Origin of the sequence: Litorivivens sp., assembly GCF_041624475.1 — a bacterium.
Classification (GTDB): Bacteria; Pseudomonadota; Gammaproteobacteria; order Pseudomonadales; family Spongiibacteraceae; genus Litorivivens.
In genome coordinates this window covers 12,323-34,690 of sequence record NZ_JBFJUX010000021.1, presented here as the reverse complement: position 1 = coordinate 34,690, position 22,368 = coordinate 12,323, and the positions used below count along the sequence as shown (strand labels likewise).

General features: G+C 57.1%; 19 protein-coding genes. 11 read left to right on the top strand and 8 right to left on the bottom strand.

The features are described from left to right. The first annotated feature begins 355 nt into the window (after window positions 1-355). Complete coding sequence (locus ABY734_RS15535) at window positions 356-2,431, top strand: putative bifunctional diguanylate cyclase/phosphodiesterase (protein ID WP_372780237.1); 2,076 nt, start codon at window positions 356-358, stop codon at window positions 2,429-2,431. Between the two features lie 9 nt (window positions 2,432-2,440). On the opposite strand, the gene tyrS is transcribed toward ABY734_RS15535, so the two are convergent. Next, complete coding sequence (gene tyrS / locus ABY734_RS15530; RefSeq protein WP_372780236.1) at window positions 2,441-3,745, bottom strand: tyrosine--tRNA ligase; 1,305 nt, start codon at window positions 3,743-3,745, stop codon at window positions 2,441-2,443. Window positions 3,746-3,966: 221 nt separating this feature from the next. On the opposite strand from tyrS, the gene ABY734_RS15525 reads away from it, so the two are divergent. Continuing rightward, entirely contained in the window at window positions 3,967-5,304 is a 1,338-nt protein-coding gene (locus tag ABY734_RS15525) for a peptidoglycan DD-metalloendopeptidase family protein (protein ID WP_372780235.1), read from the top strand. Continuing rightward, window positions 5,301-6,431, top strand: coding sequence for an anhydro-N-acetylmuramic acid kinase (locus ABY734_RS15520; RefSeq protein ID WP_372780238.1), 1,131 nt, complete (start codon window positions 5,301-5,303; stop codon window positions 6,429-6,431). Before ABY734_RS15525 ends, ABY734_RS15520 begins: the two co-directional genes overlap by 4 nt. Window positions 6,432-6,450: 19 nt before the next feature. On the opposite strand, the gene erpA is transcribed toward ABY734_RS15520, so the two are convergent. Both erpA and argC read right to left on the bottom strand, forming a co-directional pair. Continuing rightward, window positions 6,451-6,804: an iron-sulfur cluster insertion protein ErpA gene (gene erpA, locus ABY734_RS15515; protein WP_372780234.1), complete on the bottom strand. Its 354-nt coding sequence runs from the start codon at window positions 6,802-6,804 to the stop codon at window positions 6,451-6,453. Between the two features lie 59 nt (window positions 6,805-6,863). Beyond that, window positions 6,864-7,904, bottom strand: coding sequence for an N-acetyl-gamma-glutamyl-phosphate reductase (argC, locus tag ABY734_RS15510; RefSeq protein WP_372780233.1), 1,041 nt, complete (start codon window positions 7,902-7,904; stop codon window positions 6,864-6,866). A gap of 165 nt (window positions 7,905-8,069) precedes the next feature. On the opposite strand from argC, the gene ABY734_RS15505 reads away from it, so the two are divergent. The 6 genes from ABY734_RS15505 to ABY734_RS15480 all read left to right on the top strand — a co-directional run bounded on the left by ABY734_RS15505 (window position 8,070) and on the right by ABY734_RS15480 (window position 14,206). Then, window positions 8,070-9,803 carry a chloride channel protein gene (locus tag ABY734_RS15505; RefSeq protein ID WP_372780232.1) on the top strand — a complete coding sequence of 578 codons (1,734 nt, stop codon included), beginning with the start codon at window positions 8,070-8,072 and terminating at the stop codon, window positions 9,801-9,803. 2 nt (window positions 9,804-9,805) lie between these two features. After that, window positions 9,806-10,225: a protoporphyrinogen oxidase HemJ gene (hemJ, locus tag ABY734_RS15500; RefSeq protein ID WP_372780231.1), complete on the top strand. Its 420-nt coding sequence runs from the start codon at window positions 9,806-9,808 to the stop codon at window positions 10,223-10,225. A 63-nt stretch (window positions 10,226-10,288) separates the two neighbouring features. Beyond that, the gene (hemL, locus tag ABY734_RS15495; protein WP_372780230.1) at window positions 10,289-11,569 is read left to right on the top strand and encodes a glutamate-1-semialdehyde 2,1-aminomutase; all 1,281 of its coding nucleotides are present in this window, start codon (window positions 10,289-10,291) and stop codon (window positions 11,567-11,569) included. Window positions 11,570-11,578: 9 nt separating this feature from the next. Next, window positions 11,579-12,598, top strand: coding sequence for a porphobilinogen synthase (hemB, locus tag ABY734_RS15490; protein WP_372780229.1), 1,020 nt, complete (start codon window positions 11,579-11,581; stop codon window positions 12,596-12,598). A 76-nt stretch (window positions 12,599-12,674) separates the two neighbouring features. Next, window positions 12,675-13,421, top strand: a complete 747-nt coding sequence (locus ABY734_RS15485) for a TIGR04219 family outer membrane beta-barrel protein (RefSeq protein ID WP_372780228.1) — start codon at window positions 12,675-12,677, stop codon at window positions 13,419-13,421. A gap of 125 nt (window positions 13,422-13,546) precedes the next feature. Beyond that, window positions 13,547-14,206, top strand: a complete 660-nt coding sequence (locus ABY734_RS15480) for a hypothetical protein (RefSeq protein WP_372780227.1) — start codon at window positions 13,547-13,549, stop codon at window positions 14,204-14,206. Here ABY734_RS15480 and ABY734_RS15475 read toward each other — a convergent pair. After that, window positions 14,186-14,782 carry a CoA pyrophosphatase gene (locus ABY734_RS15475; protein ID WP_372780226.1) on the bottom strand — a complete coding sequence of 199 codons (597 nt, stop codon included), beginning with the start codon at window positions 14,780-14,782 and terminating at the stop codon, window positions 14,186-14,188. The two genes, ABY734_RS15480 and ABY734_RS15475, sit on opposite strands and share 21 nt — an antisense overlap. Beyond that, window positions 14,769-17,066 carry a penicillin-binding protein 1B gene (mrcB, locus tag ABY734_RS15470; RefSeq protein ID WP_372780225.1) on the bottom strand — a complete coding sequence of 766 codons (2,298 nt, stop codon included), beginning with the start codon at window positions 17,064-17,066 and terminating at the stop codon, window positions 14,769-14,771. The genes ABY734_RS15475 and mrcB overlap by 14 nt, the downstream gene beginning before the upstream one ends. A 181-nt stretch (window positions 17,067-17,247) precedes the next feature. On the opposite strand from mrcB, the gene ABY734_RS15465 reads away from it, so the two are divergent. Further along, entirely contained in the window at window positions 17,248-18,240 is a 993-nt protein-coding gene (locus ABY734_RS15465) for an adenosine kinase (protein WP_372780224.1), read from the top strand. Window positions 18,241-18,323: 83 nt separating this feature from the next. On the opposite strand, the gene ABY734_RS15460 is transcribed toward ABY734_RS15465, so the two are convergent. The 3 genes from ABY734_RS15460 to ABY734_RS15450 are packed head-to-tail and all read right to left on the bottom strand — an operon-like array spanning window position 18,324 to window position 20,426. Then, a complete protein-coding gene (locus ABY734_RS15460) occupies window positions 18,324-18,896 on the bottom strand; it encodes a YajG family lipoprotein (RefSeq protein ID WP_372780223.1) in 573 nt (190 codons plus the stop codon). Between the two features lie 3 nt (window positions 18,897-18,899). Then, window positions 18,900-19,931 (bottom strand): DUF2333 family protein, encoded by a 1,032-nt coding sequence (locus ABY734_RS15455; protein ID WP_372780222.1) that lies wholly within the window; start codon window positions 19,929-19,931, stop codon window positions 18,900-18,902. 48 nt (window positions 19,932-19,979) lie between these two features. After that, entirely contained in the window at window positions 19,980-20,426 is a 447-nt protein-coding gene (locus ABY734_RS15450; RefSeq protein ID WP_372780221.1) for a copper chaperone PCu(A)C, read from the bottom strand. A gap of 147 nt (window positions 20,427-20,573) precedes the next feature. On the opposite strand from ABY734_RS15450, the gene ABY734_RS15445 reads away from it, so the two are divergent. Beyond that, window positions 20,574-22,310: a protein-disulfide reductase DsbD family protein gene (locus ABY734_RS15445; RefSeq protein WP_372780220.1), complete on the top strand. Its 1,737-nt coding sequence runs from the start codon at window positions 20,574-20,576 to the stop codon at window positions 22,308-22,310. Window positions 22,311-22,368 lie beyond the last annotated feature (58 nt).

The following is a 22,368-nucleotide window of genomic DNA, read 5'->3' as shown; positions in this document are numbered from 1 at the left end:
TCGTATTCAAATTCATGAATTTACGAGTCACTTGTGTCTGATATGATTGTCGTCACATCGCCACACAAGTGCCCACACAAATTACTTAATCTCGATTTGTTAAATAGCTCGAAGCCGCCAGGGCTTTCGATGTCGCTTAAGGTGTCTCCCTAAGCGAGGATGCGCATTATAAACACCTTACCCTTCACTGCAAGCACTTTTGAGAAAAAATCTAAAAGAATTTCATGCGGTTATTTCTTGTACAGCAAAGGCGCCAACACAGATGCCACGATAGCTGTTAAACAGCCCCAGGTCTGGCGAGTTATCAGCGCACTGCTATCATGTATAAGGTCAGAGACAAGAAACATAAGACGCAATGATATCGCTTTTTAACGCAACAGCCGCCATAGCTCTATTCGCGGCCATCCAGGCAATATGGCTCGGCAACCTAGGCCGCAACATTCAAACCTTTCGCGCGTATGCCTTTATTTGCGCTTTCAACGCCATATTCCTGCTGTCATCGGCAGCTTTCTACAGCGCCGACACCCTCGACCAGGCTTTTATAGCCGGCAAGTGGCAAATCGTGGGAGGAATGGGGCATGTGGTAGCGTTTGCCTGTCTGATCGCAACCATGGCGGGCCAGGTAAAACATCGCAGCGTGCTCATCGGGCTCTGGGTTGTCAGTGCAATCGTTGCTGCGATCATACTGGCCGCAATTACCGCAAGCCCGGAAACCCTGCTGCCCAACCTGGAGCTGATCGGCAAGAAAACCGTTCTATTCCAAACGATTACAGTCTTCGAAAACACCCAAACCGCCGTCGGCGCCAGCATAAACCTCTTTATTCTTGCGATACATATAGCCTGCCTTTGGGCGATGCGGCCGATATTCCGCCAAGGCGATCGCATCACGGCGGCATGCCTGCTTAGCTATATTGTCGTTCAGGCCGGTTGCCTGCTCTTTCGGGTCACCTACGGCCTGGGGCTTGGCGACGCCCATTTTCCGACCGGAATTGCCATTATCTGGCTCCTGCTCACCATTCCCATTTGCTACGCCCGAGAACACCAGCTCGCGGTTAAGCAACTGAAAAACCAGGATCAACTGCTCCGCAAAGAGATCACAAACCGCATACAGGCCGAAGAAAAGCTTCGTAAACGAGCCTATTTCGACGAGCTGACCAACGTGCCCAACGAGTTATGGCTGCGGGATCATCTGGGCCGCGAGTTCACCAAGGCATCTCCCCTGCGCGTTTTGATGCTAATCCAGCTCCACGATTTCAGAGGCATTCGCCTGAGATTTGGCGATGCTAACGCTGACCGTCTACTGATCAAGGTAGTACAGCGCCTCCGGGAAAACCTGAGCGCCGAGGACGTAGTCGCGCGGGTCAACGACAGCACCTTTTGCGTGATTGTGAGGTCACTGGACAAGCAATATTTCGAACGAATTAAACGCGAGAGCGGCAGCGGCCAGCTAAATGAAAAGCTTACCAAGCCCTATTACCTTGGCCGCCAACGGGTCGATATCAATTTCAACATAGGCATCGTCGACGCCAGCAAAGAAGACACTCCCGAAAATCTGTTGTATCGAACCGAGCAGGCGCTGAACGAGGCCGTGCGCCTGGGCCGCAATCAGGGCGTATTTTACAGTGACGCGCTGTCTGCCCAACTGACGCGGGAAAAACGACTGGAGGCCGACTTCTCAACCAGCCTGGAGAAGGGAGAGTTTGAGCTGTTCTATCAGCCCAAGGTCAATCAAGCCGGTATCTGCCTGGGTGCGGAAGCCCTGATTCGCTGGAATCACCACAGCGAAGGCATGATTTCGCCCGCTCAGTTCATCAGCCTGGCCGAACGTTGTGGCTTCATGATTGATCTTGGTAATTGGGTTATTCGCGATGCCTGTCGCTTTCTGAGCAAAGCCAAAGAGCAGGGATTGGGGCTGCCTGACCGCCTTTCGATCAACATCAGCCCCCAGCAACTGCTTGACGACTCAGTAAATACAACACTAACCAGCAGCCTGCACGAATATGGACTGGACGCCCGTCAACTGGAACTTGAGCTGACCGAATCAGCGCTGGTGGACACCACCGACGAAAACCGGGCCCTGCTGGAATCCCTTCGCAACATGGGCCTTACCATTGCCATTGATGACTTCGGCACCGGCTATTCTTCACTTGCCTATCTGCAGCACCTCCCGCTGGACGTCCTCAAAATAGATAAGCGATTTGTCGACAACGTGGATGAACCACAGGGGGAGCAACTGGTCTACGCCATTATCCAGATGGGGCGCGCCCTTAAAATGAAGACTGTCGCAGAGGGCGTGGAAACCCAGCGCCAGATGGAAGCCCTGAAAGGGATGGGCTGCGATCAGTTTCAGGGCTACTTTTTCAGCAAACCCCTGCCGGAAGACAAATTCCTGCGCTGGCTGGCAACCGGCAAGCGAGTCGCAGCCGTCTGATGAAACCCGCTAGCGGATAAAAAACAGCTGGTACTTTTTCTTGCCCAGCTTCACCAGAAAATAGCGGCCGAATCGAGCCCGATCTGCAGCGAATACTTCTGCAGACTTCATCATGTCGTCGATACCAGCGGATTGACCATTGATCAGCACCGCATTGCGCGCCAACGCGTCCTTGACCTGCTTGCCCGACGCGAGACCAGCATCCGCCAACATCTGTGTCAGTGGCGTTTGCTCCAGGCTGGACACCTCAAGCGCCGAGCTTGGCAGACCATCCAGCTGCAGCTGGGCGTAATCCTCAGCGGACAGACTCTCATCGTTACCACTGAAGAGGGCCTCGGTAATCCTTTCCGCCGCCGCCAGGCCCTCATCGCCGTGAATCAAGCGAGTCACCTCCCGAGCCAGAATGCCCTGAGCGGCGGGGCGACCCTGCGCAGCCTTATCGGATGCCTCGATCTCATCGATCTCAGTAGGAGATAGAAAGGTAAAAAATTTCAGGAACCTGTATACGTCCGCATCAGCGGTATTGAGCCAAAATTGATAAAAGGCATAGGGCGAGGTTTTGGCCGGATCCAGCCAGATAGTGCCAGCTTCGGTCTTGCCAAATTTGGTGCCGTCGGCCTTGGTGACCAGCGGCAGGGTCAGGCCAAACACCTGAGAACGATTCAGTCGCCGCGTCAGATCAATACCGCCAGTGATATTGCCCCACTGATCCGATCCCCCAATCTGCAGGGTGCAGCCATTGCGCCGGTTGAGCTCGGCAAAATCATAGGACTGCAGGATCATGTAGGTGAACTCGGTAAAGGAGATCCCCTCACCTTCACGCTCAATCCGTTGTTTTACCGACTCTTTCTGGATCATAGCGTTGACGGCAAAGTGCTTGCCGACATCGCGCAGGAAATCCAGCACATTAATCTGGCCGATCCAGTCGAGATTATTGACCACTTCTGCAGAGTGTTCGCCACAGTCGAAATCAACAAACTGGCTGACCTGAGCGCGGATCTTGTCGACCCACCCTGCCACCACATCCGGGGTGTTCAATTGGCGCTCCTGAGCCTTAAAGCTCGGATCACCGATCAAGCCGGTAGCACCACCCACCAGCGCCAGGGGCTTGTGCCCGGCGAGCTGAAACCGCTTCAGCGTCAGCAGGGGAACGAGACTGCCGATGTGCAGGCTGTCTGCAGTTGGGTCAAAGCCGCAATAGAGGGTGCGGGGGCCTTCACTCAGATGTTTTGCCAACTCTTCATCGCTGCTCATTTGCGCGATCAGGCCGCGGGCCTGCAAGTCCGCAATCAACTCATTGTTTACCACCATCACACTCCGGATATATTCTTATGGCCCCAAAAAAAAGAGCTGGCACAATACAGCAAAGCCCCCGAATTGCAAGCGCTCGGGGGTAAGCTGGCACTTTATAAGCACGTTCTCATACTCTATTATAGGTTTCTTGAATAAGTGTTTAACAGCATTACATTTACTCTCGGTTCTCAATCGTCCGTTGGCGGGTTATAGTGGCAAGCAAAAAAAGACGCACCGGATTCATGCAGCCCATATCAGTCTATCGACAGCAGAAAAGCCGCCCGCCCGCGAAACAACTGGCGGCTGCCGCTTCCACGTTTTTCGCGGTCGTAGCTCTATTATTATTACTGCCCGGCGAACAGGCCGAAGCTAAACGCACAGCTATTCCCTTGCCGCTGGATATTACTCCCACAGAAGTCGAGCGCTTCAACCCGACTGTCGAGACTATTTCCCCGACCGACCACTGGCAAGAAGCCAAGGTCCGCAGTGGCGACAGCCTGTCTATTATTTTCCAGCGCCATGGGCTTAATGCCACCGACGTTCACGAACTGTTGACTGGCACCGAACTGACTCGCCCGCTAACCCGTCTGAGACCCGGGCAGGAACTGGCTTTTCACATTGAAGGCGGCAAACTGCTGGGCCTCAAAATCAAGAAGAGCGAGATGACAACCCTGCTCTACGAGCGCGCGCCCGACGGTTTTCAGGTCTCCGAGCTGAACCGCGAGCCCGAAATTCGCACCCGTGTGACCAGCGCTACCATCACCAGCTCCCTGTACAAAGCCGCCGAAGATGCGGAGATGCCTGAAAGGCTGATCATGGAACTGGCCAATATTTTTGGCGGTGTAATGGATTTTGTTTACGACGTACGCGCCGGCGATCACTTTATCGTGCTCTACGAAGAGCTCTATCTGGACGGCGAGCGCTACAAGGCCGGCAAGATTCTGGCCGCCGAATACGTCAATCGCGGGCGCAGCTATCAGGCTTACCGCTACACCGATTCTCTGGGCAAAACCGGATACTACGCCTTGAATGGCGAAAGCATGCAAAAAGCTTTTCTGCGGGCGCCGCTGGAGTTTTCGCGCATTTCCTCGCCGTTTAACCCTAAACGCCTGCACCCCGTATTCAAAACCGTGCGCCCCCATCGCGGCATAGACTACGCCGCACCCCGAGGAACACCGGTGTATGCGGCAGGTGATGGGCGGGTTCTAGAGGCTGGATACACCAGAGCCAACGGCAACTATGTCGTCGTACAGCACGGCTCCCAGTACATCACCAAATATCTTCACCTTGATCGCAAAGCCGTGCGCAAAGGAGACCGGGTTGATCAGCGGCAAATTATTGGCTGGGTCGGCTCCACCGGCTATGCCACCGGCCCCCACCTGCACTACGAATTCCTGCTGAACGGGGTGCACCGCGACCCACGCACCATTGTGGAAAAACTGCCCAAGGCCAAGAAGATCACTGCTACGGAAATGAGCCAGTACCGCAATACCATTCACGGTATGCACCTGCAGTTGTCTACCTATGCGGTGCAAGCCGGCTACCGCAGCCCGACCAACTCCAGCATCGACGCCGGCTGATTATGGCGCGCTATATCGGCATTATGTCCGGCACCAGCCTGGACAGCATCGATTGCGTGCTCTGCGACATTGACACCGCAGGCAAGCCCAAGCTACTCGCACACCACACCCGGCCTTTTCCCGGCGCGCTGCAGCAGGAGCTTCGCGCCCTCTGCCAACCCGGCGACAACGAAATCGAACGCTTGGGCCCGGCCGATCGCTGGTTGGGCCGAGAATACGCGGCGGCGGCAAACGATCTACTGGCAGAGGCCGAATGTCGTGCCGAAGAGGTAACGGCCATTGGCTGTCACGGCCAGACGATCCGCCATCGCCCCGCGAACGACCGGCAAGCCCCAGAAACCGCATTCACATTGCAGATTGGCGACCCCAACACCCTCGCCAGCCTGACCGGCATCGCCGTGGCTGCCGACTTCCGGCGCCGCGATATCGCCGAGGGCGGTCAGGGCGCGCCGCTGGCGCCCATGCTACACCAGGCCCTGTTTGCCAAAACCGGCACCTGTCGCGCTGTGATCAATATCGGCGGCATGGCCAACGTGACCTGGCTGAATGGCACAGAAGGCGCTCTGGGATTTGATACCGGCCCCGGCAATGTGCTGATGGACAGCTGGGTTCAGCAACATTTGGGCACGCCCTACGACGACGGTGGTCGCTTCGCCGCCAGTGGCACGCCCCAGCCCGATTTGCTGAAACGACTGCTGCAACACCCCTACTTCGACTACAAAGCCGGGCCTCGCAGCACAGGACGAGAAGATTTCGACGCCAATCAGCTCATGACAATACTCGCTGCACAGGCAGATACCCTGCGCCCGGAAGATATTCAGGCAACCCTGCTGGAGTTTACGGCACAAAGCATCGCCCAGGCACTGCAGCGCCTGCCAAAACCGGTGTCTCAGGTATTTATTTGCGGCGGCGGTGCGTTTAATACCGCACTGATGCAGCGACTGGAAAGCCTTGTCCATCCAAGCCTGATAGCGAGCACTCAAAGCCTTGGCCTCCACCCACTACAGGTAGAAGCCGTGGCCTTTGCCTGGCTGGCCTGGCGCAGGGTGAATCAATTGACGGGAAATCTGCCCAGCGTTACCGGGGCCGGAAGGGAAGCCGTGCTTGGAGCGCTTTATTCTGCGTAAAAGCGCTCAAGACGATGGATCAGATAGAAAAGGAAGAACCGCAGCCACAGGTAGTGCTGGCGTTGGGGTTTTTGACCAGAAAGCGTGAGCCTTCCAAACCTTCCTCATAGTCGACTTGCGCACCGGCCAGATACTGGTAGCTCAGCGGGTCAACCAGCACTGTCACATCGTCGATATCAACCGCCGTGTCATCGTCCGCAACCAGCTCATCAAAGGTAAAGCCGTACTGAAAGCCCGAGCAGCCGCCGCCGGTCACGAAAACTCGCAACTTCAGATCGTCGTTGGCCTCTTCTTCTTTCAATGAGCGAATCTTGTGCACGGCACGCTCGGTCAGGCCGACCACGGTGGGGGTAAACTGCTCAACGCTGGACATACAACTCCTCACTCAATCGCAGAGTGAAATTTTCAAATAACCGACTAATTCAGTCAAGTTTACGGCAAAACAGCGATGGCGCCCAGACCGGCAGTTTCTTCCAGCCCGAACATCAGGTTCATGCACTGGATCGCCTGCCCGGATGCGCCCTTCACCAGGTTGTCTTCCGCTGCCAACACCACCACCATATCGCTCTGCGGCGGGCGATGCAGCGCCAGGCGCAAAGTATTGCTGCCCTTGACGCTGCGAGTTTCAGGATGGCTGCCAAGGGGCATCACATCCACAAAGGGCGCATTCTGAAAGCGCTCTTCAAACAGGTACTGAAGCTCATCGATGGCCACCGCCGGATCACGCAGCTTGGCATAGAGGGTCGCGTGAATGCCGCGAGTCATCGGCACCAGATGCGGTGTAAAGACCGCGGACACAACCTCTCCGGCCGCCCAGGACAGCCCCTGATCGATTTCCGGCAGATGCCGATGGCCTGACACGCCGTAGGCCTTAAAGTTCTCAGACACCTCGGTGTACAGATTGTTCACCTTGGCCTGACGACCGGCACCGCTGACGCCAGAGGCCGCAGTGGCAATCAGGCTGCCGAAATCCACCAGTTTCTGTTCCAACAGTGGCCAGAAACCCAGCTGAATGGCCGTCGGGTAACAGCCCGCACAGGCCACCAGTCGCGCCTTGGGCAACTGTGCACCAAAGATTTCCGGCAAACCGTAAACCGCTTCTTCCAATAGCTCGGGACACACGTGCTTCTCGTGATACCACTCGCTCCAGAGTTCAGCATCGCGAATCCGGAAATCCGCCGACAGGTCAATAACCCGGGTGCCGGCCTCCAGCAACTCGGGCACACTGTTCATGGCGACGTTGTGCGGAGTCGCAAAAAACACCACATCGCAGGTCGCCAGCTGCTGGGTATCAGGCTCGGTAAATTTGAGATCGAGGCGACCGCGCAGGCTGGGGAACAGCTCATCAACCGCCACACCCGCCTCGCCGCGCGAGGTAATCATGGCGACTTCCGCCTGGGGGTGGTCCACCAGAATGCGTAGCAATTCCGCGCCGGTATACCCGGTGCCACCAACAATACCTACCTTTAACACTGTTCAACCCCTGCCTAGTCTGTCATCTGTTCGCACCACACCAAAAACGGCTATTAGGCCTGTGGTGACAAGGCCACGTATAATACTGGATTTACCGCCCACACGCGAAGGCAGGATGACCGCAATCACGCACACAAACCGGAATTGTTCAGGCTGTTGTAGCTGATGCGCGATTCCCTTTCACACTTCAGACGTAGGCTGGCAAGCCCCGAAGCGGCCCTGCCCTACGCAGTACTCGGCATTCTTGCAGGCGCCATTACTGCGGTGCTGATGATCGTATTCCGACTGGCGCTGGAGTGGCCACTCGCACAATGGCTGCCGGGTGAGTCTCCTGAAAACTTCGAAGGCTTGAGTCGACACTTGCACCTGTTGCTGCCTTTCGGTGGCGCCCTGCTGCTTGGCCTGTGCCTGCATTTTGTAAACCCCATCCATCGCTTTACCGGCATTCCCCACGTGATTGCCGCCCTGCACAATGGTCGCGGGCGACTGCCGCCGGGCAATCTGCTCACTCAGTTTTTTGGTGGGCTCCTTGCCCTGCTCAGCGGTCAGTCTGGCGGCCGTGAAGGGCCTGCGGTTCACATCGGTGCCGCTGCCAGCAGCCTGTTCGGCGCCGGCCTGCGCTTGCCCAACAACAGTCTTCGAGTCATGTCGGCCTGCGGTACCGCTGCCGCCATCGCCGCCTCCTTCAACACACCCATTGCCGGCGTTATCTTTGCGATGGAAGTGGTGATGCTGGAATACACCGTCGCCGGTTTTGTCCCTGTTATTCTGGCGGCCGTGATTGCCACCACCCTGTCGCAGGCAGTGTTTGGTGCTGTGGTCTTTCTGCCCGCAGGCGATGTGAATATGAGCTCGCTGCTGGAGCTGCCCTTTATTGCCCTGCTCGGCTGCCTCGGCGGTGTGCTGTCCAGTGTGTTTGTGCTGATTCAGGGACGCTGCCTGCGCTGGGTCAACAAGCCGGTATGGTTGCGACTCGGATTTGCTGGATTGGTAACGGGTCTTTGCGCCTTGGCGGCTCCCCAAATTCTGGGCATCGGCTACGACAGCTTGCAGGCAGCGCTGGATGGCAGTTACGGGCTCCAGTTGCTGCTGGTTCTGATGCTGCTGAAACTGTTCGCCACCGCGGTTTCTGCGGGCATGGGTATGCCGATTGGCATCATCGGCCCGGCGCTCTTGATCGGCGCCTTTGCAGGCGGCGCAATGGGGCAGCTCGGCTCAATGGCGATGCCCGGCCTAGCCGCAGAACACAGTTTTTACGTATTGATGGGTATGGCAGCGGTCATGGGCGCCATTCTCAATGCACCGCTTGCGGCCCTGCTCGCGGTTATCGAGCTGACTCACAATCTCAATATTATTTTTCCGGCCATGCTGGCGGTGATTGCCGCGCAGCTGGTTCATCGGGAACTGTTCAAACTGCAATCGGCTCACCAGACCACCCTGCTGGCGACCCAGCAGGCAGTGCGGGCCAACCCGCTGACGCTTACGCTGCTACGCACTAGTGCGGCCGCCCTTATCGATCGCAATCTTCGCCACATCGACCAGAAGCCCGATGCGGAAACTCTGGCCAGCATTGTGCAGAATCCCGTGCGCTGGCTGGTAATAACCAATAGCGAGGGGCAACGTATCATCGTCCACCGCGAACACTGGTTTCCGGTGCTCAGTGACATTAAGGAAGAAGATATGGCGGCACTTGACCTGCTGGCGGTTTTGGAAAATCGCCGGCGCACCGCGGCCTTTGATATCAACGGCACTCTGATGGAAGCGCTGGAGACCATGAACCAGGAAGGCCTGGACAGCCTTTTTGTCAGTTCCCGACGACAGCGGCGCGGTCCGCCCGATGAAGGCATTCTGACCCGCGAAGCGCTGTCAGATCACTACAACCTACCGATCAGGTTCTAAGCATGCTCTGGATCAAAGCCTTTCATATTATCGCCATGGTCTGCTGGTTTGCCGGCATATTCTATCTGCCACGCCTGTTCGTCTATCACGCGATGGCGGACGACACAGCAACCCGCAACCACCTGAAAACCATGGAGCGCAAGCTGTACCGCTTTATCACGCCCTTTGCGGTATTAACGGTTGTATTTGGACTGGTCCTGCTCTCGCAAAACTGGCAGTTTTATCTGGGCGAAACCTGGATGCAGATCAAGCTCGCACTGGTCATTGCGCTGATTTTTTACCACTTTTATTGTGGCGTGCTGGTGAAGCGCTTTGAGCAGGGCGACAACATTCGCAGCCACGTTTTTTACCGCTGGTTTAACGAGGCGCCGGTACTGGTCCTGTTCGGCGCTGTCATACTAGTGGTTGTTCGCCCCCTGTAAACTGCCTGTCAATCAGCGATAATGCAGCAGATCTAAATACACGCACGACAACAGAGAGACTCCATGTCAGGTTCAGACGCATTATTTGAAGCCGCCAAGCAACGTATCCCCGGTGGCGTCAATTCTCCCGTTCGCGCTTTTAAAGCCGTGGGTGGCACACCCGTTTTTATCGATCGCGCCGAAGGTCCCTATCTGTTCGACGTCGACGGCAAACGCTACATCGACTATGTACTGTCCTGGGGCCCCATGCTCTTGGGGCACGCCCACCCCGATGTGCTGGATGCAGTGCGCCAGCAATTGGATAAAGGCCTGAGCTTCGGTGCGCCAACGGCGCTGGAAACCGAACTCGCGGAGATGCTGTGCTCACTGGTGCCCGGTATGGAGCAGGTGCGCATGGTGAACTCCGGTACCGAGGCCACCATGAGCGCGATTCGGCTGGCGCGCGGCGCCACCGGCCGTGACAAAATCATCAAGTTCGAAGGCTGCTACCACGGTCACTCGGACTCACTGCTGATCAAAGCGGGTTCCGGTGCACTGACCTTCGGCGTTCCCAGCTCACCCGGTGTACCCAAAGCCCTCGCCGATCACACCGTTACCCTGACCTACAACGATATCGACGGCGTCAAACAAGCTTTCGCGGAAATCGGTGATCAGGTGGCCTGCGTGATTGTCGAGCCCGTCGCCGGCAACATGAACTGCGTACCGCCCATTCCCGGTTTTCTAGAAACCCTGCGCGAGCAGTGCGACGCCAGCGGCGCCCTGTTGATCATTGACGAGGTAATGACCGGCTTCCGACTCGGACCACAAGGTGCGCAGGGGTATTACGGGGTTACAGCGGATATCACCACCCTCGGCAAAGTGATGGGCGGCGGCATGCCGGTGGCAGCCTTCGGCGGTCGCAGCGATATCATGCAGCAGCTGGCGCCGGCCGGCCCGGTGTATCAGGCGGGCACGCTCTCCGGCAATCCGCTGGCTATGGCCGCGGGGCTGGCCATGCTCAAGGCGATTCAGCAGTCTGATTTTTATCCACCCCTGTTTGCCAAAACCGACGCATTGGTCGCCGGTCTGCGCGAGCGCGCCGAGGCTGCGGGCATTGCTATGACCAGCAACCACGTCGGCACGATGTTCGGTGTCTTCTTTACCGCCGAAAAAACCATCACCAATTACCAGCAGGTGATGGCCTGTGATACTGACCGATTTAACCGCTTCTTCCACGGCATGCTGAAGGAAGGCGTGTATCTTGCCCCGGCCAGTTACGAGGCGGGCTTTCTGTCCGCCGCGCATTCGGACCAGGACATTAACGACACCCTCGACGCCGCCGAGCGCGTCTTCAAAAACCTTTAGGAGTTCGGCATGTCCAAATCACTCACTCGAGGCCCTTTCCCCGCCAGTCGCCTGCGCCGCATGCGAGCTGACGAGTTTTCGCGTCGACTGATGCGGGAAAACCATCTGACGGTCGACGATTTGATCTACCCAATGTTTGTACTCGAAGGCAAAAATCAGCGCGAGAGTGTTGCCTCCATGCCCGGCATTGAGCGGCTCAGTATCGACCTTGTTCTGCAGGAAGCGAAAACCCTTATAGACCTTGGCATTCCCGCCATTGCCCTGTTTCCTGTCGTCGAGGCCGCCGGCAAATCAGAACAGGCCGAAGAGGCCTTTAACAGCAACGGTCTGGTGCAGCGCTGTGTTAGAGCTCTGAAAGACAAGTTTCCCGAGCTAGGTGTGATTACCGATGTCGCCCTTGACCCCTATACCACCCATGGTCAGGACGGCATCATTGATGACTCGGGTTATGTACTGAACGATCGCACCGTGGACACTCTCGTCAAACAGGCCCTATCCCACGCCCGCGCAGGTGCGGATGTGGTGGCCCCCTCCGATATGATGGACGGGCGCATCGGCGATATTCGACAGGCACTGGAAGCGGCCGGCCATGTCAACACCCGAATCCTAGCCTATTCAGCCAAATACGCCTCCAGCTATTATGGGCCGTTTCGCGATGCGGTGGGCTCGGCGGGCAATCTCGGTAAAGGCAACAAAAACAGCTACCAGATGGACCCGGCCAACAGCGACGAAGCCCTGCACGAATGCGCTCTGGATTTGCAGGAAGGCGCCGACATGATCATGGTCAAACCCGGCATGCCCTATCTGGATATTGTGCGGCGGGTAAAAGACGAGCTCGGCGCGCCTACCTACGCCTATCAGGTCAGTGGCGAGTACGCCATGCACTGTGCCGCCTTTGCCAACGGCTGGCTCGATCGCGAAGCTGTGATCCTGGAATCCCTGCTGGCCTTTAAACGCGCCGGGGCTGACGGTATTTTGACCTACTTCGCAAAAGAGGCGGCGCTACTTCTGAGGAAGGCAGGGAAATAAGGCAAAACGCTAGGAAACATCATCGTTTTTGCATACACTCGGTGCGAAACATCTCATAACAACGAGGCTTTACAACGTGAATAAAAAACTTCTGGGCGCCGCTCTGGCGCTGGCACTTCCCTTGGGCGCGCAAGCGGACATTATCGGGGTCACTGCAGGCGCATACAGCTGGAACCAGGACTGGTCTGGTGATTTGCGCGGCGATCAGACAGGCGATGACAAAATTGACCTCGAAGACGATCTGGGCTTTGGTGACGAACGCGCCAACAGCATTTACGTTGCTCTGGAACATCCGATCCCCGTGCTGCCCAATATACGTCTGGCCAGTACCGAGATGGACATTAAAGAGACCGGCACCATTTCGCGAACTTTCAACTACGAAGGCAACACCTACACTGCTAACAGCCAGGTCACCTCTGAAATTGATCTGAGCCATATCGACGCCACACTCTATTACGAAATTCTGGACAATGTGGTATCTCTCGACGTTGGCCTGACCGCACGCATGTTTGATGGTGACGCCACCATCAGTGATGGCAACAAAACCGGCGAAGGTAAAATTGACGCCACCATTCCCCTGCTGTTTGTCGGCGCCCGGGTTGATCTGCCGCTGACCGGTCTCTACGCCACCGGCGAGATCCACGGCCTGAGCATCGACGGCAACTCCATTATGGATACCAAACTGGGCATCGGTTACGAAATCGGCATTGTTGCTTTTGAAGCCGGCCTGCGCTCCTTTGACATTGATGTTGAAGGCGATGACGATGAAGAATTCAACATGACCGTGGAAGGTGCCTTCCTCGGCATTGTGGTTGATATCTGATATCTCGCAAACGTCCGATGAAGCCCGGCCTCGCCGGGCTTTTTTATGCCTGTGGTTTACGCAGTCAGCGCTTGAGCCTCGGCCCGCCTTTGAGTAGGCTTGGGCCGCATTGGCGAAGGTGATTTATGGCCCGACTGAACGCACTCATCCCCCTTTTCTTCATGCTGCTTGCGCTGCCGGCCCAGGCCTGTCGCTGCATCTGGGAAGGCAACTTCACCGACCTCGACCTGGACAGCCACACTATTGTGGTGGGCCAAGTGGTCAGCCACAGTGGCAACTCGCTGGATCTGTCGGTGATGGAGGTGCTGCGCGGCCCGCTTTATCAGGAGCAGGTTCGCGTCTGGGGGGCCATTGGCAATTTGTGCCGGGCCGACGTGAAGGAATTTGAACAGGGTTCCCAATGGCTGATGGTACTGGACAAAATCGAGGAAATTCCCGAGTGGGGTTTTAATCCCAGCACACCGAACTTCAGCTACGGGCGAGTGGGTGATTATGAGCTCAGCCGCTGTGGCGTCTACTGGCTCAAGCACCACAATGGCTATGTCAGTGGCAACGTGGATGATGCCCGTCGCTGGTTCTATCTCGACCGGAAGAAGTCACCGGTCAGCCTGACGCTAATCAAAGCCTTTATTGAAGGCCGCGCCGACAAAGAATTGCTGGCCAAAGCAGCGCGTGAACCAGAGAAAAAGCAGGAGCTCCATACCGATACCCGGGTGTTCCTGCAACAACAGATACGCGATCAGCTTATTCGGGAAGAACTCGAATCACTGAAAGAGGCCGACTAGTTCATCCAGCATCGCCAGAGACAATCCCCAGATCTGTCTTTTTTCGTAGTAGTAACAGGGCAATTCGATTTTCAGACGCCCCCGCTCCCAGAACATCCGTTCGCGATTGCCGTGATCCGCCAGAAAGTTCAGCGGCACCCAGATAACCTCATCCACTTCGTAGTTCGGGCGCGGCTCCGGGAAGCGCTTCAGCGCGTAGACAAAGGGGGTAATGACCATGGGTCGTAAACCACTGTGCGGCTGGGTGGTGATATCCGACAAGCGGCCGATACAGTGCCCCACCCTGCTCGGATCAATGCCGATTTCCTCACGGGTTTCCCGCTCGGCTGTGGCCTTGCTGTGCTGGTCATCGGTTTCCATGCGCCCGCCGGGAAAGGCCATATGACCGGACCAACGGTCACCCTCCCGCTCCGCCCGCTTGATCATCAGCACTTCCGGCCCCAGCTTGCCTTCGCGCACCAACATCGCTACCGCCGAGCGTTTTACCCAGCGTCGGTACCAGCGCTTGCGCGGCCGAAAAGGCGACAGGGTTTCCTGCACATGGTGCAGCGAATGAAACACACTATTCGAAGACATTGCGGAACCACTGAAAAATATTGGGCAGAGTGCGTACACAGCGCGGCGATTCCTGGGTGGGCCAGCTACCGCCGATAAAGGGCATCTGCCGGGCACCTTCACACCAGGCGTGACTGCCGCGCCCGTTTTCCGGGTCTATCCAGCGATAACTCACCCCCTCAATTGGCTGAAAAGGCATCTGCTGGCGGCTGGCCTCCACCATAAACTGGCGCCAGGCCTTCAAGGCACCGCTGGAACCGGTCAGGCTGGTCGGCGAATTATCATCGTTGCCGAGCCACACGGTCGCCGCATAGTCGCCGGCAAAGCCAGAAAACCAGGAATCGCGAAAATCATTACTGGTTCCGGTCTTGCCAGCAACCCGGTAATCCGCCGGCAGCGTTTGATAAACAGCCCGGCCTGTTCCTTCCCGAACCGTCTCAATCATCGCGTATTGCAGCAGGTGAACCGCTTCCTCATCCACAGACTGACGAGGCTTTTGCGGATAGCGCGCGAGCAGACGCCCCTGACTGTCGGTGACTGCATAGATCGCGCGCAGTGATTGCAGGCGACCGTTGGCGGCGAGAGTCTGGTACATGGCGTGGACTTCAATGGGCGATAACTCCGCCGCCCCCAGCAGCAGAGCGGGCACTTCTGGCAGAGGTCTCTGCACCCCCAGCTTTTTGAGTGTGTAAATCACATTGCTCACACCCAGTTCGAGCCCGAGCCGAGCTGCCGCCAGATTATAGGATTTGGACAGTGCCTCGTGCAGCATCACCCGGCCGTGCACTTCATTGTCGTAATTGCTGGGCGTCCACAGGCTGCCATCCGGGTTTTTGACCGCAATGGGATTGTCGTCGACAAAGGTGGCCAGCGTATAGTTCTGCGGCTGTTGCAGCGCCGTCAGATAGATCGCCGGCTTGATCAGCGAACCAATCGGTCTGAGTGCATCAAGCGCGCGATTAAAGCCGGCAAAGCGCGGTCGGCGCCCCCCTACAACCGCCACCACATCCGCATTATCCACCGAGGTGACCGTCATCGCGCCCTGCAACTCAGCCTGCTGGGCGCCCAGTTGCTCTAAAGTCGCAGTCAGCGCCCGTTCGGCGTGACGCTGCACCAGCGGATCAAAGGGCGTAAAAATTCGCAGGCCTTCATTGGCGAGATCGGCATTGCGATAATCCCGGCGCAATTGCCGCCGCACCAGATCTACATAGGCGGGGAAAACCCCCTCCAGCGCACTGCTTTTGGCAAGCTGCAGCGACTGACGCTGAAAAGCGGCCAATTGATCCGCAGACAACCAACCCTCTTCCGCCAGTTCCGACAGCACCAGATTGCGTCGTTCGCGGGTCCGGTCTTCACGGCGCCAGGGATCGTAATAGGACGGCCCTTTGACCATACCCACCAGCATGGCGATTTGGGGCAGGTTCAGTTCCTCCAGGGGTTTGTTGAAATAGTGACGGGCGGCGAGCGCAAAACCGTGTATGGCCCGAGACCCCTCCTGCCCCAGATACACCTGATTGATATAGGCCTCGAGAATATCGTCCTTGCTGTAGTGAATCTCCAGCAGGATCGCCATCACCATTTCCTGAAACTTGCGCCACAGGCTGCGCTCGCGGGTCAGCAGTACATTTTTCACCAGCTGCTGGGTGATGGTGCTGCCCCCCTGAACCGTGCGCCCGGCCTTGAGGTTGGCGAGCATGGCTCGGGCTATCCCGCGCGGGGACACGCCAAAATGCTGATAGAACTGTTTGTCCTCAACCTGCAGCAAGACTTCTACCAGCATGCGCGGGGCATCTTCCAGGCGAACCAACAGCCGGTCTTCGCGAACATTCGGATAAATACCACCTATGACAGTGGGCTCAAGCACCACTTCTTCGAGAGCGGCACCGCTCATCGACTCTACACGCCGCACTGTGCTGCCGGCGAAATGCACCAATACCCGCCCCGCCTGGCGCTGCTGGTCGGGAAAGGCAAAATCGCGATAGTGCAGTGCAAAGGTGGATTGCTGCCGGTAAAAGCTGCCCGGGTAGCGCAGCCTGGAGTCGTTCTGGTAGCCCAGCAAACCCAGTTCATATTCCAGATCCTGCGGCCCCAGAGGAACCCCAGGCGCCAGAATCAGCGGCCGCGCGTACACCTTGGCGGGCTGTTGCCAGCGAATATCACTGAATACGGAGCGAACCTGAATATCGCAGTAGACGACAAAAGCTAGGCCGACCACACAGAACACAACGAAAAGCTTGAATAGCGTCTGGAAGCGAAAAAAGCGTCTGGGCTGGCGTTTTCGGGTTGAAGTTTTCTTTTTAGGCATCAATGTAGTTTAACAGGCTCTAGTGCTCATCATAGCGAGATGGAGTTGCGATTCGTCGCGTTTTCCAGAGAAAACAAGCAAACTCTGCCGCGCGCCTGACCAACCTTTATTCGCTTACCTTTGCAAAATTGTACTCAAACCGGATAATGCGGCGTCACTTTTCACGAACAGCGGAACCATCATGAGTAAATACCACATCTACGGCCTCGGCGCGGCGCTGGTCGATACCGAAATCGATGTCACTGACGACGATCTGGCTAACATGGGCATCGACAAGGGCCTGATGACGCTGGTTGATCGCAGCCGCCAGGAAGAGATCATGCAAAATCTCGAGGGTCACCTGGTCCATTCCAAGCAGGCCAGTGGCGGATCCGCTTGCAACTCCATCATTGCCGCGAGCTATTTTGGCGCCAGCACCTTCTATTCCTGCAAAGTGGCTGACGACGCGCTGGGCGAATTCTACATGAACGATCTGCGCGCGGCAGGTGTCGACGCAGACTACAGCCAGAAAAGTGCTGAAGGTGTGACAGGCACCTGCCTGGTGATGATCACCCCCGATGCCGAACGCAGCATGAACACCTATCTCGGCATCAGTGAAACCCTGTCGACGGCGGAGCTGAACGAAAGCGCTCTGGCGGACGCTGAATACCTGTACATGGAAGGCTATCTGGTCACCTCTCAGACTGGCCGCGCCGCCGCCATCCGAGCCCGGGAAGTCGCCGAACAGCATGGCGTCAAAACCGCCTTGAGCTTTTCCGACCCCGGCATGGTCGAGTTTTTCCGCGACGGACTGCAGGAGATGCTGGGCAAGGGCGTCGATATGGTGTTCTGCAATGAAGAAGAAGCACTGGGCTGGGCCCAGACCCGCAGTCTCGACGCGGCCATTGCGGCACTGAAGCAGATAGCCAAGACCTTCGCCATTACTTTGGGCGCCAAAGGGGCGCTGGTTTTTGATGGCAGTGAATTGATTGAAGTCGGACCCCGTCCGGTCAAGGCGGTAGACACCAACGGCGCGGGCGATATGTTTGCCGGAGCGTTTCTATACGCCATTACCAGCGGTAAAAGCTTCGCCGAAGCCGGTCGACTGGCAAGCGTCTCAGCCGCTGAAGTCGTCAGCCATTACGGGCCTCGCTTGCCCGCGGCCAAGCATGGGGAGTTGTTGGCGAGCCTTTAGCCCCCTCACCCTAACCCTCTCCCAGTGGGAGAGGGTACGCACTGAAGCAAGCCCTGGGCTTGATGAAAAACACCAGCCCCTTTCTACCTTAAGGTAAAGGCAAGCAACTTCGGGTCATTAAACAAACGCTGCAGCGCGCCGGACAGGGTTTCGTTAATCATTTCCTCGTTGCGGTCACGCCCCGGCACCGTCGCATAGGTTTTCTTGTTCTTCACCTGATAGCGGCCGGTATAGGTGTCACCGTTCTGCTTAGCCACCACGCGCAAAATGCTTTCCAGCTCAACTTCAAAACCCACGCTCGAATCAGGATCTCGATAGCTCAATTCGTCGACAAAAATGGTGATGTCGGCACTGGCACCTTTTGCCGCCTGCACCACAAAGCCCATCTCCCGGAACTTGCGCGCAGACGCTTCGCGAATTGCACCAGCGAGATCATTGGCGGGCGTGATCAGGCTGGTTTCCTTGTACATGCCCCCACGCGAACCAATCGCTGGCTGCTCACGCGCATCCACAACCTCCACCGACAAGGTGCGCCCCTCACCGATATTGCTCTTGCCCGGCTCCAGCGTTGGGTTGATCGTCACTTGTTGCGGGCTGAGCGCACAGGCGCCTAGCAGAAGAGCCATACACACAGTCAGAATAGCTTGTACACGCATAGTTCATCCTTTAGAGAGCAGTTCACGAAGATCGATAATGGCGGCATTGGCGCGAGATATGTAAGACGCCATCACCAGTGAATGGTTCGCCAGCAGACCAAAGCCGCTGCCGTTTAACACCATCGGGCTGAAGATGGGTTGCTGGGTCTGCTCCAGTTCACGAATGATCTGGCGCAGGCTGACCTGTGCATTTTTGTTGGCCAGCACGTCGGCAAAATCGTGCTCGACTGCGCGCAGAAAATGAATCAGAGCCCAGGCACCACCGCGCGATTCGTAAAAAATATCATCTATCAGCAGCCACGGGGTTTTGACCATCATTTCATCCGGCGCCACCGTCGACTGCCGCGCTGCCACATCGTTGGCCAGATCCGTATTCAGGCGGCGCTGCCCAACACTGGCACTTAGGCGCTGGGACAGGCTGCCAAGGCGCGACTCCACACTGGCCAGCCAGTAGCGCAGATTGTCAGCACGGGCGTAAAACTGCGCCTGCGGATCATCCACGTTGGCCAGACGATCGCGGTATTCCTTGAGGTATTTAATCCCGTCACGGTATTCGGACTCGGACGCCGGCACCGCCCAGCTGTTGTTGGAGAAGTTAAATCGCGGCTCGGCCTTGGCCAGCGCCGCATCTTCGGTCGACTGGGACTGACTGCGGCTGAAACTCTCGCGCAGAGCGCGGGTGAGATCGCGCACTTGAATCAATACCCCGTACTCCCAGGCGGGCATATTGTCCAGAAACAGCCCCGGCGGGGTAATATCATTGGTGAGAAAACCACCGGGCTTGTCCAGCAGGGTTTCACTGACGGCAATCAGCATATTGGTTGTCGCCGTGCCGACCACCACCGGGCCACTACCTGGCTGCTCGACTGCAATTTCCTCCGGTTCGCGACTCCAGTAAATCCCCAGAATGAAGACCAGCAGCAGATAAACACCCAGCGCCACCGCCGCCCACTTGAACGAGCTTTTTCCGCCAATCCAGTCTTCGGTGACTTCGCGCAGAATTTGCCAGCGCTCCTTCAACCAGCCAGCTGCCATGCCTGTTCTCCTTTGTCTTTATTAATAGCGATGTGGATTACGTCTTCGCTAGTGGTGACGGTGATGATGATGTTCATTAATAACACTGATCACAGGAAAGACCGCTTCAACCACGGCCCCGGTCTCGCTGTGAAACTCCAGTCTGACACTGTCACCCTCACGCAGCGGTGCGGTTAAACCCATTAACATTAGATGCAAGCCGCCGGGTTCAAACACCACCTCTTCGCCCGCCGGAATAGTCAGGGAAGCCCGCTGGCGCATTTGCAGGGTATCACCGCGATTCACATGTTCGTGTATTTCCACGCGGCTTGCTGCCGGGCTGATCACACGGTTCAGCACCCAGCTCTCTTGCTGACTGTTCCTGACCGTAAAGAAGGCCGCTGTCGTGGTCTGGGTCGGCGGCAGCCCGCGGACAAAGCCTTTATTGAACTCAAGCGCTGCCAGCGGTCTAACACAAGCGACCAACAACAGCATCGCTGCTGCGAGATGTTTCACCACAAAAGACTCCTGCAATTTTCTGTAGCAGCTGCGAATACAACTTGTCGCGCAATATCCAGTACAATGAGGCCGCCCCTGACGCAGCGGCCATAACCTCGCAATACTTGGCGAGCCCGGAATTCTAACCATTTTCGACAACGAAATATGCGCTATTTTTTACAGTTTACCCTACTGTGGCTCGGTATGCTGGGTTCGGGGCAATCACTGAGCAATGCTTTCAACAGCACCTCAGATGCCTCCCCTTTTTCCCCGCAGCAAAGCCAATTCCTCCCGGTAACCGAAGCGTATCAGCCGCTGGTCAGCCTCAGTGAAGCGGGTGAGCTTCAGGTCAACTGGCAGATTACCGAGGCCTACTACCTCTACCAGAAACAATTTGCCGCACGCTGGCTGGCCGCAAGCGCACAGGGCGAATTGGCGCTGAATTACGGCGCCGCAGAAATCAAAGATGACCCCTACTTTGGGGCAACGCCGGTTTATTACAACTTCGCCAATGCTTCTATTAAAGCGCCTGAACATCAGGACTTCCTGCTGAAACTGACCGCCCAGGGCTGCGCTGACGCCGGTTTGTGCTACCCACCTCACGACTGGTTCTTTCGAATCGACACCACTTCAGCCTCTGTCGAGGCGATTGACGAAACCGCCTGGCAGGCAGCTACAAACGGCACTGATAGCCAGCCCAAAGCATCGCCCTCGATCTGGCTGATGCTGATTTTCGCGCTGGCTGGCGGCGCCATTCTCAACCTGATGCCCTGCGTCTTTCCCGTGCTGGGGCTCAAGGTATTGAGTTTTGCCCAGAGCCCCACCGGCACCGCCGCCCGCCACGGCGCCGTGTACAGTGCCGGTGTGATCAGCAGCTTTCTCGCGGTTGCAGCCATTTTGATTGCGGTGAAAAGCGCCGGGGCAGCCGTTGGCTGGGGCTTTCAGTTACAAACCCCCTGGTTTGTCGCCCTCCTGTCCTGTGTATTTTTTGTTCTTTCGCTGAATTTGCTGGGTTTGTTTGAAATCCGCCTGCTTGGGGCGGTGCCGGGGCAGCAGCTCAGCCAGCGCAATGATTACACCGGCAGCTTCTTTACCGGCGTGCTGGCCACCATCGTTGCCACGCCCTGCACGGCGCCCTTTATGGGCACGGCTCTCGGCTTTGCCGCCACCCAGCCAGCGACTACCGCCCTGCTGGTCTTTGCCGCCCTCGGCTTGGGAATGGCCCTGCCCGTTTACCTGCTGACCCTATACCCCCAGGCTCTCAAATCGCTGCCGAGATCCGGCACATGGATGGAGCGACTGAAACAACTGCTGAGCTTTCCGCTGCTGGCCACCGCCATCTGGCTGTGCTGGGTAATCGGCCGCCAGGTAGGCGCCGATGGCATGGGCGTAACTCTGCTCGCCTGGCTCGGGCTGGCTCTAGGCATCTGGTGCTGGCGCCTTAACAACCGGGCTTCGCGCTTTTTCGCACTGTTTTTCCTGCTGTCGGCACTGGCCTTGGTCTTCAGCCCGCCAGTCACTTCAGGTCAAACGGCGCCCACCGCCAACAGCAGCCAACTGAGCTACAGCCCCAGCACCCTAGAGGCCCTGCGTGCCGAAGGCCGCCCGGTGCTGGTCGATGTGACCGCCGACTGGTGCATCACCTGCAAGGTCAACGAAGCGGTGGCTCTGCACACGCCGGCGGTGGAGCAGGCCTTTGAACGCTACGATGTCGCCTACATGGTGGCTGACTGGACCCGCTACGATGAGCGCATAACCGCCCTGCTCGCCGACTACGGACGCAACGGCATTCCGCTCTACCTTCTCTATCTTCCGGGTGAGGAACGCGCCCGCATCCTGCCGCAGATTCTCACCGAATCGCTCATTTTGCGCGCACTGGAACCGCTGAATACCACGCCATAGTGTTAACACCGACAACACTAAATGCGTCGAAATTCACATTAACTTCTTAAAACGCGCT

What these genes read in the sequence shown, in the direction of transcription:
- ABY734_RS15455 (WP_372780222.1), bottom strand. Translation starts at nt 19,931, where the DNA reads ATGGCAGCTGGCTGGTTGAAGGAGCGCTGGCAAATTCTGCGCGAAGTC.
- ABY734_RS15525 (WP_372780235.1), top strand. Translation starts at nt 3,967, where the DNA reads ATGCAGCCCATATCAGTCTATCGACAGCAGAAAAGCCGCCCGCCCGCG.
- ABY734_RS15535 (WP_372780237.1), top strand. Translation starts at nt 356, where the DNA reads ATGATATCGCTTTTTAACGCAACAGCCGCCATAGCTCTATTCGCGGCC.
- ABY734_RS15480 (WP_372780227.1), top strand. Translation starts at nt 13,547, where the DNA reads ATGGCCCGACTGAACGCACTCATCCCCCTTTTCTTCATGCTGCTTGCG.
- hemL (WP_372780230.1), top strand. Translation starts at nt 10,289, where the DNA reads ATGTCAGGTTCAGACGCATTATTTGAAGCCGCCAAGCAACGTATCCCC.
- hemJ (WP_372780231.1), top strand. Translation starts at nt 9,806, where the DNA reads ATGCTCTGGATCAAAGCCTTTCATATTATCGCCATGGTCTGCTGGTTT.
- ABY734_RS15445 (WP_372780220.1), top strand. Translation starts at nt 20,574, where the DNA reads ATGCGCTATTTTTTACAGTTTACCCTACTGTGGCTCGGTATGCTGGGT.
- mrcB (WP_372780225.1), bottom strand. Translation starts at nt 17,066, where the DNA reads ATGCCTAAAAAGAAAACTTCAACCCGAAAACGCCAGCCCAGACGCTTT.
- ABY734_RS15505 (WP_372780232.1), top strand. Translation starts at nt 8,070, where the DNA reads ATGCGCGATTCCCTTTCACACTTCAGACGTAGGCTGGCAAGCCCCGAA.
- ABY734_RS15460 (WP_372780223.1), bottom strand. Translation starts at nt 18,896, where the DNA reads ATGCGTGTACAAGCTATTCTGACTGTGTGTATGGCTCTTCTGCTAGGC.
- ABY734_RS15465 (WP_372780224.1), top strand. Translation starts at nt 17,248, where the DNA reads ATGAGTAAATACCACATCTACGGCCTCGGCGCGGCGCTGGTCGATACC.
- ABY734_RS15475 (WP_372780226.1), bottom strand. Translation starts at nt 14,782, where the DNA reads ATGTCTTCGAATAGTGTGTTTCATTCGCTGCACCATGTGCAGGAAACC.
- hemB (WP_372780229.1), top strand. Translation starts at nt 11,579, where the DNA reads ATGTCCAAATCACTCACTCGAGGCCCTTTCCCCGCCAGTCGCCTGCGC.
- erpA (WP_372780234.1), bottom strand. Translation starts at nt 6,804, where the DNA reads ATGTCCAGCGTTGAGCAGTTTACCCCCACCGTGGTCGGCCTGACCGAG.